9 protein-coding genes are annotated in these 14,615 nt (G+C 68.5%); 2 read left to right on the top strand and 7 right to left on the bottom strand.

Annotated elements, in window-relative coordinates; all coding sequences use genetic code 11:
* Nucleotide 1: 1 nt before the first annotated feature.
* Genes VEB62_RS00530 through VEB62_RS00560 form a run of 7 tightly spaced genes read right to left on the bottom strand, consistent with a single transcriptional unit; the run spans nucleotide 2 to nucleotide 8,032 of the window.
* The gene (locus VEB62_RS00530; RefSeq protein ID WP_324794421.1) at nucleotides 2–1,213 is read right to left on the bottom strand and encodes a hypothetical protein; all 1,212 of its coding nucleotides are present in this window, start codon (nucleotides 1,211–1,213) and stop codon (nucleotides 2–4) included.
* 2 nt (nucleotides 1,214–1,215) lie between these two features.
* Nucleotides 1,216–2,829, bottom strand: a complete 1,614-nt coding sequence (locus tag VEB62_RS00535) for a glycerophosphodiester phosphodiesterase (protein ID WP_324794422.1) — start codon at nucleotides 2,827–2,829, stop codon at nucleotides 1,216–1,218.
* A 16-nt stretch (nucleotides 2,830–2,845) separates the two neighbouring features.
* The gene (locus VEB62_RS00540; protein ID WP_324794424.1) at nucleotides 2,846–3,706 is read right to left on the bottom strand and encodes a uracil-DNA glycosylase family protein; all 861 of its coding nucleotides are present in this window, start codon (nucleotides 3,704–3,706) and stop codon (nucleotides 2,846–2,848) included.
* The gene (locus tag VEB62_RS00545) at nucleotides 3,703–4,038 is read right to left on the bottom strand and encodes a Dabb family protein (protein WP_324794426.1); all 336 of its coding nucleotides are present in this window, start codon (nucleotides 4,036–4,038) and stop codon (nucleotides 3,703–3,705) included. Before VEB62_RS00545 ends, VEB62_RS00540 begins: the two co-directional genes overlap by 4 nt.
* A gap of 4 nt (nucleotides 4,039–4,042) precedes the next feature.
* Nucleotides 4,043–5,767, bottom strand: coding sequence for a GMC oxidoreductase (locus VEB62_RS00550; protein WP_324794428.1), 1,725 nt, complete (start codon nucleotides 5,765–5,767; stop codon nucleotides 4,043–4,045).
* Nucleotides 5,754–6,287 (bottom strand): gluconate 2-dehydrogenase subunit 3 family protein, encoded by a 534-nt coding sequence (locus VEB62_RS00555; protein ID WP_324794430.1) that lies wholly within the window; start codon nucleotides 6,285–6,287, stop codon nucleotides 5,754–5,756. The genes VEB62_RS00550 and VEB62_RS00555 overlap by 14 nt, the downstream gene beginning before the upstream one ends.
* On the bottom strand, nucleotides 6,287–8,032 hold the full coding sequence (locus VEB62_RS00560) for an HAD-IA family hydrolase (RefSeq protein WP_324794432.1): 1,746 nt from the start codon (nucleotides 8,030–8,032) through the stop codon (nucleotides 6,287–6,289). The genes VEB62_RS00555 and VEB62_RS00560 overlap by 1 nt, the downstream gene beginning before the upstream one ends.
* A gap of 208 nt (nucleotides 8,033–8,240) precedes the next feature.
* Between VEB62_RS00560 and VEB62_RS00565 the strand changes: the two genes are divergently transcribed.
* Complete coding sequence (locus tag VEB62_RS00565) at nucleotides 8,241–10,001, top strand: hypothetical protein (protein ID WP_324794434.1); 1,761 nt, start codon at nucleotides 8,241–8,243, stop codon at nucleotides 9,999–10,001.
* 66 nt (nucleotides 10,002–10,067) lie between these two features.
* On the top strand, nucleotides 10,068–14,579 hold the full coding sequence (locus tag VEB62_RS00570) for a cytochrome P450 (RefSeq protein WP_324794436.1): 4,512 nt from the start codon (nucleotides 10,068–10,070) through the stop codon (nucleotides 14,577–14,579).
* Nucleotides 14,580–14,615 lie beyond the last annotated feature (36 nt).

A 14,615-nucleotide genomic window follows, 5' to 3' on the forward strand; every position in this document is an offset into this window, starting at 1 on the left:
CTCAGACCACCATCGCCCAGACCGCGATCGCGCTGTTCACGCTGGTCCAGTAGCCATAGGTTTCGTAGTACCAGACCGCCCAGTGCGCCTGCATGTCCAGCTGACGCCGCAACTCCCGCGGGACGCCCGGGGTGGCGTGGTTCGGCAGGTCGCCGTTGATCTGGGGATCGGACGCGTTGCGGATGACCAGCCAGTGCGGGGTGGCGAGTCCCTCCGCCTTCATCTCTTCGACGACCAGGCCCAGCACCGCGTCCCCCATCTCGACCCCGCAGCCCTCGTGCTCGAGGCCGTTGGTCGAGGTCCCGAACTCGAAGAAGTCGGTGGTCAGGATTGGATGGAATTCGGGGAAGTCCCGGCCGTCGATCTTGAGGTCGGGGGCATTGGCGAAGCCCGGCGCCGGCGCCGCCCCGTCATAGCCGGTGTGGGGCGGACCAAAGGCCGGCTCGGCGAGCATGCCGGCGTTCACCTTCAGCAGGTCCCGGGCCGCCTCGAGCCTGTCTCCCGGAATGGCGAACCCGTCACAGCGGTAGCCGGCGCGGGCGAAGGCCTCGTTGGCGAATTCGCGTTGAAGCCGGAATTTGGCGCCGCGCGTGATGATGATGTCGCCCAGTTCATGGGGCGAGCAGGTCGTTCCGGCCACCACCGTCTCGCGTTTGGGCGGGAAGGTCGCCCCCGCGGTCCCGACGGTGATGACCAGCCGGGGACGCACCTCTTCGATCATTTGCCGGAACAGGTCCTTGACCGGCAGGGTGGCTGTGCCGTCGCCGGTCGGCTTGCCGTCCTGGTTGAGGTGCAGTTCGGACTTGAAGCAGACCAGGGTCGTATCGCCGATCGACGTGCGGAAGTAGGACCCCAGCCGGTTCGCTTTCAGGGCCGGCGCCCCCTCGCGGATCTGGTCGCGATAGTCCGACTCGAAGCCCCTGCGGTAATGCTGCCAGCTTCGCGACGGATACCCCGGCGTCAGGACATCCGCCAGCGCCCGGTGCTCAGCGACGGTCCATGTCACAACGAGAATATCGGCGTTCGGAAGCGGATCGTGGGCGTCGGGGCGTTCGGCGTCCGGCCACGGTTGGGGACGGGGCGCCTGCCCCGCCGGCCAGCGCAGGCCCAGCCCCTCGTCCGCGAGGAGGCCCAGGTCCTCGATGCCGACCGGCTCGTCGGCGGCGGTTCCGTAGTCGATGATGTAGCGGGCCAGATCAACGGGCTGGGGCATGGTCAGTCTCCATCCGGAGTTGGAAAGCGGGTGATCGACAGATCGCGGAACGAGATCCGGTTGGGGATGACGGGCTCATAGAGGTGCGGATCGTCGGCCTTTTCCTGCCGCCAGCGCTTGCCCACGCAACGCAGGAAGACCTTCGAATTCAGGGACTCGTTCTGGCTCACTCCGACGCAGACCCAGTCGCGCGGGGGCAGCGCGCCGCCCACGACGTCGACCGGCCGGCGATAGTAGGCGGCGAAGAAGGCGCCCCGCCGCTCCAGCCTCAGCGTCGCGCCGCGCGGAGCCGCGCCGTCTCCGACGGGACCGCCGTACTGGTTGTTGTCGTACTCGGCGCCCAGGTTCCAGTTGATGCGGAACCCGTCGTCCTCGTCGTGCTCCACCCCGACGAAGGGGGGCGCCCCGTGCGGGTCGAAGAAGCTGTCCTTGTCCCGGAAGGTGACGGGCGGCGCGTCACGGTGCGCGCCCGGATCGACGTTGACGACCGCCATCTCCAGCGTCGTGGCCTGACCGACCCTGGCCACCGCGTAGGTGACCTCCGCGGCGAAATCGCCGCTGACGCCGAGCTTGGCCCCCAGGCCGCCGCCGGAATAGTACGGCCATTCCTTGCCGATGTTGATGACGTCCCAGCGCAGCTCCTCCAGACGCCGCGCGACCGGGTCCGGGGGCCGGGACGGGAAGTCGCCGTCATACGGCGCGATGTCGACATGGACGCCGTCGTTCCACGTCACGTGCGCATAGGGGTTCGCCTTGGCGTAGCCGAGCGCGAAGCGGGCGCGGTTCGCGGTTTGCCCGGCGAACGTCTCGTGAAGCTGGACATAGGCCGGGCGCCAGGCGGCGACGTCGAACATGGAATCGACCGCCACCGTGGAAATCCAGTCGGCCGCCTCCACCGCGTCCAGCAGTCCGGGCGGCAGCGCGCCCCCGGCCACAAGGTAGGCCATGCCGGGCCAGCGACCGCCGGCGAGCAGGCTCCGGATCTCGTCGGCCCGCGCGGACCAGCCCCCGTCCCGCCAGAGCTCGGCCGCCGTGACGATCAGCATATCCGCCGCCGGCGGCGGCGGTCCGTCCAGAATGGCCGCCGTTCGCGCCCTCGGGCAGCGGGCCTTCAGGGCGGACAGGATTTCGGCCGAGGTCGAGGCGAAGACCACCCTCCGCTGCACGCCTCGCTGGGCGATCAGCTGGCCGAGGACCTGGGCGGCGGTCGCGTCCCTCGCGGGGTCGTCCGGGTCGCCGCGTAGTTCCAGCACCCAGTCCACGTCGCCGGGCAGCTCGTCGATGATCTCGTCGAGCGCGTCGATCAGGTGACGGCGGCCCGGAACCGCCGGGTTGAGGAAGTGAAACTCGGGATCGCCCGCCTCGACGCCCCGGGGACGGAAAGCGTGCGAGAAATCGCGCTGGCGCAACTCCGACACCGTCAGGGCGCCCACCCTGCCCGGCGTTCCCGTGGCGGCTTCGGTATCGGCGTCCGCGGCGAGGACGATCCGGCCGCTGCCGGACAGCCTCAGCGCCAGGTGCAGGGCGTGGCAGCCGCCGGTGTATCCGCTGATCAGGGCCAACCTGCAGTTCTCGGGAGCGTGGGCCCGGTTGCCCAGATAGGCGGCGAATTTCACGTCGAATCTCCCCGCCCTACCAATCCACCGGGCGCGCGGTCATGGCCTCGAGAGCCGCGTTCACGCGCGCCAGGGGATTGGGATGTTGGAAGTAGCCCGGAGCGTTGGGATGCGGATGGTCGACACGCATCACCCGCACGCCCCAGGCCCCGTCACGGCGGGCGGCGACCTCGACCCCGCTCGCATCGAACAGGTCCTGGGCGAATTTGCCGAGGAGCAGGTAGACGCATGCCGCGTCCGGCCTCTCGGCGAGGCCGCGCAGGAGCCGCGTCATGACCGGGCGCCACATGGCGATATGGGCGACCTGCTCCGGGCCGCCGCCGCTTCTGAACCGGGTCAGGGTCCAGCCGGCGTTGACGAACTGCACGCCGTTGCCGAGCTGCAGCCGGTCGAAATGTTCGGCGATGCCCTCAAGCGACAGCCGGCCGGCCTGCACGTCCTGCCTGACGACGGCCCAGGCGGCGTCGTTCGCCGCCAGCTCGGGCCGGTTCAACCGCAGGGCCAGGGCCGATTGCATCAGATGCTTCAGGCTGACGGCGACCGACCCGGACCAGCTGGTGAGCGCCCCGTCCTCGAAGGCGCGGCCAGTGGCCCGGGTCCGGTTCGGATAGGGATCCTGACCGACCACCAGAACCCGGACGTCGCGCGGGGCCAGGCCGTCGAACGCGCGGAAGATGTGGGCCCCGACCGGAGCCCCGTCGAGGGGGGCGCCCTTGCGGGGCGGGATCACCGGGCCGTCATCGTCATAGGTCAGGGCGGCGGGCACGGCGTCGAAGTCCGGCTCCGCCTCGCCAAAGAAGGTCCGCCATTCCGGCGAGAGGTCGTCGCGCCAGTTGCCCAGCGCCCGCTGCATCTGGTGGCGCAACAGGGCCGTCATCGCGCGACATCCGGGTCGGGCCCGTCCGGCGTCTCGATGTCGAGCACGGCGCACCGGTCGTAGAAGCCGTCTCGGGTTTCGATCCCGAGAGCGTCATGCACGGGATGGGCGATGTAGGCGGCCAGCACGGCCGGGTCGCGAAGGCGGACCACGGCGGCGTACTGCCAGTCCCGCGCGAAGGCCGAGCGGCTGACATTCGGACCGATGCACACCAGCTCGGCGCCGTCGACGGCGTCCGTCAGCGCCGCGAAGCCGTCGCGGACCCGCGCGATCTTCTCGTCCGTGACCCCGGCGGCCAGCGTATAGCCGACGAAATGTATCAGGCTGGCCATTCGGTCAGTCCTTCGGGATGCCGTCGCAGACGCGGTAGGCGTTCGCGATCATCGTCAGGGAAGGGTTGCTGGCGCCGGCCGTCGGCATGAAGGCCGCGTCGACCACCCACAGGCCCTCGACCTGATGGAACTGGCAGTCGGCGTCGAGCACCGAGGCGGCGCGATCCACGCCGGCCCGCAGGGTGCCGTGGTTGTGGCCGTAGCCCGGATTGGCGCGGGTCTGGGGCCGATCGACCCGCAGCACCCCGCCCCCGTCGCCGACCACCGCCTTGACCCTGTCCAGGCAGTAGCGGCTGAGCGCGAGGTCATAGTCGTGGTGCTGGTAGAAGGTCAGGGCGACAGGCTGGCCGAACGGATCACGGCGGTCGGGACGCCCCTGCCTGCCGTCCGCGATCTCCACGCGGTTGTCGTAGATCGACATGGTCTCGCCGGTGAACGAGAACGACACGCCGCCCTCCTCCCGCAACTCCACCATCCGGTCGAGCAGATGCTTGCCCCACAGGTTGCCGGACTTCGCCTCGCCCATCGCCGTCCGGTAGAGCGCCTTCAGCGGCGGATTGATGGTCACCGGGTCGTAGATCGAGAACTTGCCGCCCTTGGTCAGACGCCCGCCGGACCAGGTCGCCTCCGGGTCGTTGATGACATAGAGGTCGCGCAGCTGGAGGCTGCCCAGCGCGGTGCTGGGCTGGAAGGGAAAGTCGGGATCCATGGACCCCCAGTGCGGCTGGCCGGGGAAGGTGAACTCGAGGTCGCCCTTGGTGTGGTAGGTCAGGTAACGGCCGATCAACCCGTTCTCGTTGGGAATCTCCGAGTTCAGCATCAGGCGCGCGGACTCGATCGCCTGGATCGATACGATGACCTTGGCGGCCTTGATCGTCCGGACCGGTCCGCCCGGTTCCGTCACATACTCCACACCCGTGACGCGATGGCCGCGCGAGGTTCCCGGCGCCGGCTCGTGCAGCACCCGCAGGACATTGTGCCCGATGCGCAGATCGCAGCGGCCGGTCGACAGCGCCTTGCGCAGGACCGTGTCGGCAGCCCCCGAGCGGCAGTTGGAGGCGCAGCCGAAGCCCTGGCAGAAGCCGCAGAAGGGGCAGCCGGGTCGGCTGTCGTTGGTGCGGGAATTGATCCCGCGCGGGCTGCGATAGGGGTACATCTCCGCGCGATTGAAGATGGCGCGGATGAAGTTCGACGACCCGTGCTCCCGGATCGGCGGCATGGGGTAATCGTATCCCGGCCGGGTCGGCTCCTGGGCCGGCGTCTGATTGGCCTCGCCCGACACGCCCCAGTCCCATTCGGCGCGCTCGAAATAGGGCTGGAAGGACTCATAGGTCCACGGCCAGTCGACCATGCTTGCGCCGGCCGGTTCGCCGTCGAGGTACTTGGTCACCGCCATATCGGCGTCGGTGTAGCGGGGAAGGTTGGCTTCCCACTGGTTGGTGGAACCGCCGACCATGTTGGTGATCCACCAGCGCTTGCTTTCGACCGGCGCCGCGTCGGGCTTCGAGGTATCGATGTAGAGCTGGGGATCCTCGTCCTGCTTGGGGATCAGGGCCTCGTGATCGAGGAAATGCAGTTCATCCAGCGGGATGAAATCCTCTGCGTTGCTGTGCCCGCCGCGCTCGAGGATGACGACGGAAAAGCCACGCTGCGTCAGCACATGGGCGGCGGTGGCGCCGCCCGCCCCGGAGCCGACGATCAGGACATCGGGGTTCTCAATGGTCGGCATGATGGCCTCCGGCAAATCCGACCGCCACGTCCTGGGGATCGTAGAGGTGGCCGAGCCAGCGCCACATGATGCGGTCGCGGTTGCCGCCCCAGCGGGGGTCCGACCAGCAGCCCTGCAGGCAGTGGCGCCAGATCGTGACGAAGACGCCGCGCTGGTCTCCGTCGAAGCCCGCGAGGCGTCCCTCCTCCAGCGCGGAGACGAGATCGGTCGCCTGGGCCGGCGTCACATCCGCGAGCGGTACGCCGAAGGACGTCCGGGCGATCCGGTCGAACTGCGCCAGCCAACCGGGATACCGGTCCGCCCATTTGGGAAGATCTGTATGAATGTGAATCCCGTCGCTCTCATGCACCCGCGCCAGCAGGCGATCGAGAAAGTCCGCCGCGCCGCTGTCGTCCGCGCCCGGGATGCCACGCTCGACATCCGTCGGCTGGATCGCCCGAAAGAGCGCCCGCAGCCCCGCCAGCTGGTCCGGCGTAAAGAAGCCGGTCTGCGGCAGTCGAAAGCCGACATCCCAGGCCATCAGACGCCCACCTTCGGCAGCAGGATGTCTTCGAGCACGTCCTGGATCTGCGCTTCCAGGATCGGGAAGCTGAAATACTGGGGCCCACGCTCTTCGAAGATGGCGTCGCCATAGGCCGGATAGGTGTCCCAGCCCATGCCCATGAAGGTCCCGACCTCGCGGCCGAAATAGTTGGCGATCATGGCCACGGTGCTGCCGTGGACGCCGCTGCCGCCGGCGGAGGTCCAGATCGTCCCCTCCTTCGCGCCGGCCCACATGGTCCGCGGCTGCAGGACATTGGCGCCCTCCGCCAGTAGCCGGCGGGACACGGTGGCGGCCGAGGTCACGGGCGTGTCGCCCAGGATGCCGGCCCGGTGCAGGATCGAGATTCCGGAGCAGTTGGTGGCGACCACCTTGCCCGCGGCGTGATGACGGCGGACGAGGTCGAGCAGACCCTGGTCCTTGCTCGCCTCGCCGCTGCCCAGCCCTCCCGGAATGAACAGCAGATCGAACATCTCCCCGTCGGCCACGGCGCCGTCCGTCATCACCCGGGTGCCCATCTGCATTTCGACGAGCTCGGGGTCGGCGGCGTTCTGGCGCAGCAGCCGGACGCCCAGCGAGCGCGTCGGCGTCTGTTGTCCCAGCACCATCGATGCGTGCTTGAGGATCTCGTAAGGGACGAGCGTGTCCTGCTCGCCGCAGCGGTGATAGGCGATCACGCCAATCGTCTTGATGTCCGGCACCGTTCTCTCCTCCAGCTGGATTCCCAGCTCCTTTTCGAGCGTTGCGATCAGCATGAGCCAGGGACCGAGGTCGCCCGGTCCGAACCGTTCCATGAGTTCGACCAGCAGCGCGTCGTCGCTCCCGTCGAGCAGCGCGCCGATGCGGGGCAGCGTCTCGTCGTTCTCGCGTCGGGCATGGGCGCGGTAGAGCGAGACGAAGCCGTCCAGCTCGGCGCGGAAGTCGGCGTAGGCGCCGGTTTCGCCGTCCCTGATGCGTTCAAGCGAAGCGCTCATCGCGCGGAAATGCGCGCGGCCGCGATCGTGGTCGTCGAAGACATATTCGGCGTCGCGGCGTGGCAGTCCGAACGCGAAGGCCAGCGGCAGCAGGACACGTTCCTCGACCTTGTGGTGATAGCCGTCGATGAATTCGTGGAGCAGAAAGGTCAGGATCCCCATTGCCTTCAGCGGGGCCTCGCCGGTGTCGGCGATCCGTTTCGACAGGACCGCCGCGGCCACCACCAGTCGCCGGCCGATCAGGTGATCGTCCTCCATGATCGTCTCGGCCAGCCGGCCGCTGGCGACGCCGGTGACGGGGCCGGCGGCGACCGGCTTGAACATGAACTCCCGACCGGGGGGACAGGGCTTCAGCACCGCCTTCATCCCGGCCGTCTGGGCGCCCAGCACCTCCGCGAAATTCTCGCCGACGAACAGGCACTCCGCCGGTTCCAGCCCCATCTGCCGGGCGGCGTAGACGAAGATCGCGGGATCCGGCTTGCTGACCCCGGCGTCGTGGTTGATCACCAGCCCCTGGGGATCGACGAACTTCAGGATGCCGGCCTCTTCGATCATCCGCCGGCCGTCCGCCGCGCTCACCTCCTTCGGCAGGTTGGTGATGAGGCCGATGCGGGCGCCGATCGGCCCCTGCACCGTCTGCAAAAGGTCCATCGTCGATGGCTTGTAGGGGACCAGATGACCCGGTCGGTCGACGTAGCCGAGCGTGTCCCTCACATCGAAGAAGATCGCCTTGATCACGGGATCAGACATGACGCCGCCCGCGAATGGCGGGGTGGGCGGATCGAAGGTGAACCCGGTGGTCCATATTCCGCTCGCGGTCCCTGAAGGTTGGCCTGCTTGGTCCGCGGGTCATACGGCCGGGGTGTCCGGCCGCCGTGACGGAAGCGTCGGAAAAGCGTGAAAAATACGCGCGCGCCGGTGGGCTGCGTGGTAGAAACCACCATCTGGGGTGGGGACCGTGGACAAGGCTCGATCGGCAGTCAGATATCGTCTCGACCTGCTGGGTCCGTTCGGCCTGTTCGGGCCGGACGGCGCCCGTGTCGAAATCCCGAGCAAGAAGGGCATGGCCCTGCTTGCCCTGCTCGCGACCGGACGCGACGGCGTGCGATCCCGCGGATGGCTGCAGGACATGCTGTGGGGTTCGCGCGAGCCGGCCCAGGCCCAGGCCAGTCTTCGGCGCGAACTGTCGAACCTGCGCGGCCGGCTCGACGGCGCGAAAGGCGAACTCCTGACCACCGGCCCCGGCCGCATCGGCCTGACCCTCGACCGGGTGGACGTCGATCTGCTCGCCGCCCCTCCGTCGTCGTCGACCGGCTCCGGCATCTTCCTTGAAGGCCTCGACATCTCCGGGGAGGAGGGTTTCGAGGACTGGCTGCGCACCCAGCGAAGCGCCCACGGTTCGGGAAACCGCCCATCCGGCGTCGCCGAGCCTCCAGCGAACCTCGGAGCCGCGCTGGCCCCCGCGGGCGTCCGGAGCCGTCCGCCGTCGGACAACGGATTCCTCGACCGCCCCGCCGTGGCGGTCCTGCGATTCGAGAACCTGACCGGTGACCCGGGCGCCGACTATCTGGCGGAGGGCATCGCCGAGGACCTGATCGAACAGCTTTCAAGGCTGCGCTGGGCGCCGATCATCGCCCGCGGGGCCAGCTTCAGCTACTCGACCCAGACCTCGACCCTCGGCGAGATCGGATCAGCCCTCGGCGCCCGCTATGTGGTCGAGGGCCGGCTGCGGGGTCAGGACAACAGTTTCGGGCTCGCGGCGAGCATTTCCAACGCCGAAGACGGCCGCATGCTGTGGGCGCGCCGGACAGACTTCCCGGCTGGCTGCACGACGGCGGAACTCGGAGACCTGGTGCGCGAGATCGTCGGCGCCCTCTCCACCCGCATCGACGACGCCGAGATGGCGCGCGCGCTCGCCCGTCCGTCCGGGGACCGGGGTGTGAGCGATCTGATCTGGCGCGCGCGCTGGCATCACAATCAGTACACGCCCGAGAACACCCGTATCGCCGAGGCGCTGCTCAACGAGGCCCTGGAAATCGAGCCCCATTCCCCCGAGGGCATCATCCAGCTGGCCTATTTCCGTCAGCGGCAGATCTGGCTCAATCGCGGCGACACCGAACAGATACTGGGGCTTCGGCGCCTGGCGCAGCGCGCCATTCACGCGGATCACTGGGACGGCCGCGGTTATCTGTTCGCCGGCATCGCCGAGGTCTGGCTGCGGCACACCAGGGCCGCGATCGATCTGCTGGAGCGGGCCATCTCGCTCAACCCCAGCCTCGCCTACGCCTATTCCCAGCTCGGCGCGGCCTACTACCTCAACGACGAGCCCGAGAAGGCCCTCGGCATGCTGGGCCAGGCGATCCGGCTCGATATGGGCGAGCAGTACATCTATTATGTGCTTACCGAGATCGGAATGGCGCGCGCCATGCTCGAGCAATGGGACGCCGCGATCGAAGCCGTGGAACAGTCGACCGTCCGGCGGCCTGCTTACTGGTACGCGGGCGTGGTGAAGATCTACGCCCACTATCGCCGGGGCGACATGGCCGCGGCGGCGGCGGCTCTGACGGCGCTGCGGGCCGCCAAGCCCAGCTTCCGACCGGAATTTATTGACTGGCTGCCGTTCGTCGAACGTAAATGGCCCGACCGGCTGAAGACGAGCCTGTCGATGGCGGCAAACTACCTTAGTGAGAATCCTCCGCAGGCTCAGCGGAGCGCGTAACGCGCCGCCCCGGCCAGGACGAGGTGGCCCGGATCACCACATCGTCCTGGACCCGGGGGGGCTGACATGACGAAATACTACGCCAAGATTGAAGCCGATCAGGCCGATGACGCCAATGCGCCGGTCAGCGGCTTCCCCGATTTCGACTTCGAGTCCTATCCCCCGGTCGGCGGCTGGCCGAAGCTGCAGGGACGTCTGATCGCCTCGGCCATGCCCTTGCTACTCTGGGTGTTGCGCGAGTTCTTCCCGGTCGCCCGCTTTACCGGCTTCTACTGGATCACGCGCAAGCAGGATGTCGTCGACGCCCTCGAGCGGCCCGACGACTTCAATGTCCCCTACGGACGCGAGATGCGGGAACTGTCTCGGGTTGGTCGGGGAAGAGGCGCGACCGAGGCCGACTTCGTGCTCGGCCTGGACGGCCCTCCGCAGGCCCGTCAGAACGAGATCATCCGCAAGGTGGTGCTGCCGGGCGACGTCGATCGGACCTCGCAATGGAGCGCCGCGTTCGCCGAATCCCTTGTGGAAGGCGGCGAGGGTCGACTCGACGTCATCGGCGACTTCGCCGTTCGCATTCCGACCGAGATTTGCCGGCGCTATTTCGGCCTCAGCTTCCCGGACCCCGGCGCCTTCGCCGACTGGTGCATGGCCCTGTCCGGACTGCTTTTCGCGGACCCCGGCGGCGACCGGAAAAAGCGCGATCTGGCCAAGGCGGCGGCGGTCCGGCTGTGCCATGTGATCGACCTCGCCATCGGTCGCGCCCAACGCCGGCTGGAGAACATTCGCCATCGGAAGTTCGCCGACCTGACCCTCGTTGACCGGCTGGTCCGCCTGCGACGGGACGAACCGGACCTCGGTCTCGAGAACCCGGAGATTCGCGCCATTCTGCTTGGCCTGGCCGTCGGTTTCATACCGACCAACGGACTTGCCGCCGCCAATATGATCGAGGGCCTGCTGAAGCGCCCCGGGGCCATGCGCGCGGCCCGGGCGGCGGCGGAGCGACGCGATCACGAGGCCATGCGCCGCGTGGTGAAGGAAGCCGGCCGGCTCTATCCGGCGCTGGCCCCCGGTCAGTGGCGCTACGCGGCCCGGGACCTGGTGGTCGGCGAGGGACGTCCCTACGCCCGCACGATTCCGGCGGGTTCCACGGTGATGGTTTCCACGATGTCGGCCCTTCGCGACAAAAGGGCCTACCGCGCGCCGGAAAGGTTCGATCCCGAGGCCGGCAACGACGCGGAACTGATGTTCGGCCACGCCACCCACAAATGCCTCGGCCAACACCTCGCCCTCGGCATCATCACCGCCATGTTCCTGGTTCTCTTCCGCCAGCCCGATCTGCGCCCGGTGCGCGGGCGCCTCGGCCGGATGCAGCGCGCCGGCTATTTCCCCCGCCGGCTGGACATGCGGTACGAGTCCGCCGCGTCGATCCAGACCATGGTGCTCGTCTGCGTGCCCATCGACCCCGCGGTGGACGCCGCCGAAATCGAGGCGCGGGTAAGGCGACTGGGCAACCCGGCGACGGACGCCGTGGCCCGGAGTCTGAAGGATACCGGGATCGTCCATTTCGCGTCTGCGTCCGTGGTCAGCGCGGCGGTCCGCAAGAAGAATGACGCCGGAAAGGATCCGGGGCCGTTCAACCTCATCATCGAACTCAACGTCGACGGCCCCCGCGATCCCGCCGTCGAACTCATCGCCCGCCACGGAGACGACTGGCTGAGGCCGTTGCTGCGGGCCGCCCGACCGCGCGACACGCGACCGCCCGTCGAGATCCTGCGTCGCCACTATGTGAACCTGACCTTCAGCCCGTGGGGCCCCACCGGGCTGAATTTCTTCGGCACCGGCGGCCTCTCGGTCGAGCGGATCGAGAAGCAGAAGCGACTCCGGACGGCCGTCGACACCGAGCTTGGGAAGTATCTCAAGCACGACGATCCCGATTGCGGACTGGGCAACCGCGCGCTCGTGGTTCTCGCGGCGGTCCGTCGTGGCCTGCGCACCGGGCCGTGGGACCGGGATCTCGACGCCTTTGTCGTCCAGCCGGAGCGCAAGACCTTCGCCCCCTCGGGCTGGCGCAAGCCCGAGGGATTCTGGGCGCCCGCCGAGAAGATCGTCCGGTCATGGTTCGGGTTGAAACTGGTCCTGCTGTTCCTGATCAGCACCCTGGCGACAGCCGTTCCAATCCACTTCGCGCTGGACCGCGGACTGCCGGCGCCGCCCGATGGCGGACTGTATCTCACGGTGAGCCACTGGGCCGTGGTGACGGTGGCCGCCGTGATCGCCACGCTCGCGATCTGGTCCGCCCTCGCCTGGCTCGCCTTCGCCATCTTCCAGGAGGTCGAGAAACGGGAGGCCGTCGAGGACGCCGCGCCCGACGCCGACAGTCTGCGAGACATCGTCGCCCGCGAGAACGCGCCCGACTACCGGCAGAACCACATCATCGCCGTCACGCCGTTCAAGCGGGGTCTCGTCCGTCGCCTGTCGTTCGCCTTCGCCATGTGGGGCATCCGGCAGAGCCTGCACTGGTTCCGGCCGGGGTTCGTGGTGACCATGGGCACGATCCATTTCGCCAAATGGTTCCGCATGCCGGGAAGCCGCAAGATGATCTTCCAGTCGAATTACGACGGCAGCTGGGAGAGCTATCTCGAGGACTTCATCACCCGCGCTCACGAGGGTCAGACGGCGGCGTGGAGCAATGCCGAAGGCTTCCCCCGGTCGCGCAATCTGATCGGCAAGGGCGCGGAGGACGGCGACCGGTTCAAGCGCTGGGTCCGCCGGCATCAAATCCCGACCGCCTTCTGGTACAGCCGCTTCCCTGACCTCACGACCCGTGAGATGCGCCTCAACGCCCTGGTGCACCAGGGCATCGCGCGGGCCCGGACCGATACAGCCGCCCGGTCGTGGCTGGACCTGCTGGGGTCGGCGCAGCGCCAGCCTTGGGAGCTGGAAAGCCTGGAGATCCAGTCGCTGCTGTTCCGCGGCCTGAAAGGCGCCCGCTTCACCGCCTGCATGCCCCTGCAGCTGCCGCCCCATCAGCGGAAGCGGGGGGAGTGGCTCGATGCGGTCAGCCGGGAGCTGTCATTCGGCAAATTCCCGCAAGACTGCGGCGCGATGTACCTGGCCCTGTCCGCCGCCGGACTGCGGAAATTCACGCCGGAAGACTCCGATCCGAACGGGCCGCTGGACCTCGCCGCCGCCTTCCCGTCGCCGTTCAACGTCGGCATGGCCGACCGCCACGCCATCCTCGGCGATGCGCCTCCCGGCGGTCCCGGCGACCGGACGCAGTGGCGGGACGGCGGCCCGTCCGCCGAGACCGTGGCCGACGCGGTGCTGATGATCTACCGACCGACGACCGAGCGCCTGACCGCCGAAATCAGGCGCCAGACGGAGGCCCTGGAAAAGCTGGGCGGCCGGGTCGTTCACGGCCCGATCCTGACCGTTCAGCTCGATGAGAAGGGCGAGGTGCATCCGGACGGGTCCGTCGGCGACGACCGGCGCCGGAGCCGGGCGAGCTACGAACATTTCGGGTTCCGGGACGGCGTCGCCGCCCCCATCATCCGGGGAACGGAGCAGTTCTCGCCGCGCGGCGGCGAGCGGGAGACGGTCGAACCCGGCGAGTTCATCCTGGGGTATCGGAACAACCAGGGCTATTTCGCGCCCAGCGTCATCGTGCCGTCGCTCAGCGACCAGGCCGAGCATCTGCCGGTCGCGGCGGACGCCATGGCCTTCGGTTTCGCGGACTTCAAGGGCGCCGACGAACAGTTCGCCAACCGGGATTTCGGCCGCAACGGCGCCTTCCTGGTCATTCGCCAGCTGAACCAGGACGTGGAAGGATTCAACCGGTTCGCGGCGGAGAAGGCGGACGAGTTGAACAGGGAGTACGGCTCCGCCCGCCTGCACGAGGTGACGGGCTCCAGGGTGACCGGCGACTGGGTCAAGGCCAAGATGATGGGCCGCTGGCGGGATGGTCGTCCGCTGATCGGTAATCCGACCGAAGACAGCCCGGGCGGCGACCGGAGCCCCGACAACAACTTCAGCTACGGCCGTGACGATCCGCGGGGTCACGCCTGCCCTCTGGGCGCCCACATCCGCCGCGCCAATCCGCGCGACAGCCTTGAGCCGGATGATCCGCAGGAGCAGGTCATCACGCGCCGGCACGCCCTGCTCCGCCGGGGCCGCGTCTACTTCTATGACCGCCGGCGCAAGGCCTATGCGATGCGCCGGCCGCCGGCCCGGAACGCGGAGCACGGCCTGTTGTTCGTGGCCCTCTGCGCCGACCTCGAACGCCAGTTCGAACTGGTCCAGCAGACCTGGATCAACAACCCTTCCTTCCACGGACTGACCCGGGAGCCGGACCCGATATCGTCTCCGGCCACGTCCGGTGGCGATCGCTGCTTCACCATCCCGACGGCGGCCGGGCCGCTGACTCTGAAGAATATGCAGAGTTTCATCGAGCTGCGGGGCGGCGGCTATTTCTTCCTGCCCAGCCGCTCGGCGATCGCCTATCTCGCGAACTTCACCATCCGCGATCCCACCGAGCTTTCCCCCTTTCTGACGCTCGGTTCCCTGTCGGAGGCGGTGACGTAGGGAGATGGCCCCGGGCTGTCCGCGGATCGGCCGTGC

The sequence above is a fragment of the Brevundimonas sp. genome, from assembly GCF_035626975.1.
Lineage (GTDB): Bacteria > Pseudomonadota > Alphaproteobacteria > Caulobacterales > Caulobacteraceae > Brevundimonas.

Bases quoted from the DNA above. Each gene is read 5' to 3' on its own strand.
- VEB62_RS00530 (WP_324794421.1), bottom strand. From the start codon at position 1,213: ATGCCCCAGCCCGTTGATCTGGCCCGCTACATCATCGACTACGGAACC.
- VEB62_RS00540 (WP_324794424.1), bottom strand. From the start codon at position 3,706: ATGACGGCCCTGTTGCGCCACCAGATGCAGCGGGCGCTGGGCAACTGG.
- VEB62_RS00545 (WP_324794426.1), bottom strand. From the start codon at position 4,038: ATGGCCAGCCTGATACATTTCGTCGGCTATACGCTGGCCGCCGGGGTC.
- VEB62_RS00550 (WP_324794428.1), bottom strand. From the start codon at position 5,767: ATGCCGACCATTGAGAACCCCGATGTCCTGATCGTCGGCTCCGGGGCG.
- VEB62_RS00555 (WP_324794430.1), bottom strand. From the start codon at position 6,287: ATGGCCTGGGATGTCGGCTTTCGACTGCCGCAGACCGGCTTCTTTACG.
- VEB62_RS00560 (WP_324794432.1), bottom strand. From the start codon at position 8,032: ATGTCTGATCCCGTGATCAAGGCGATCTTCTTCGATGTGAGGGACACG.
- VEB62_RS00570 (WP_324794436.1), top strand. From the start codon at position 10,068: ATGACGAAATACTACGCCAAGATTGAAGCCGATCAGGCCGATGACGCC.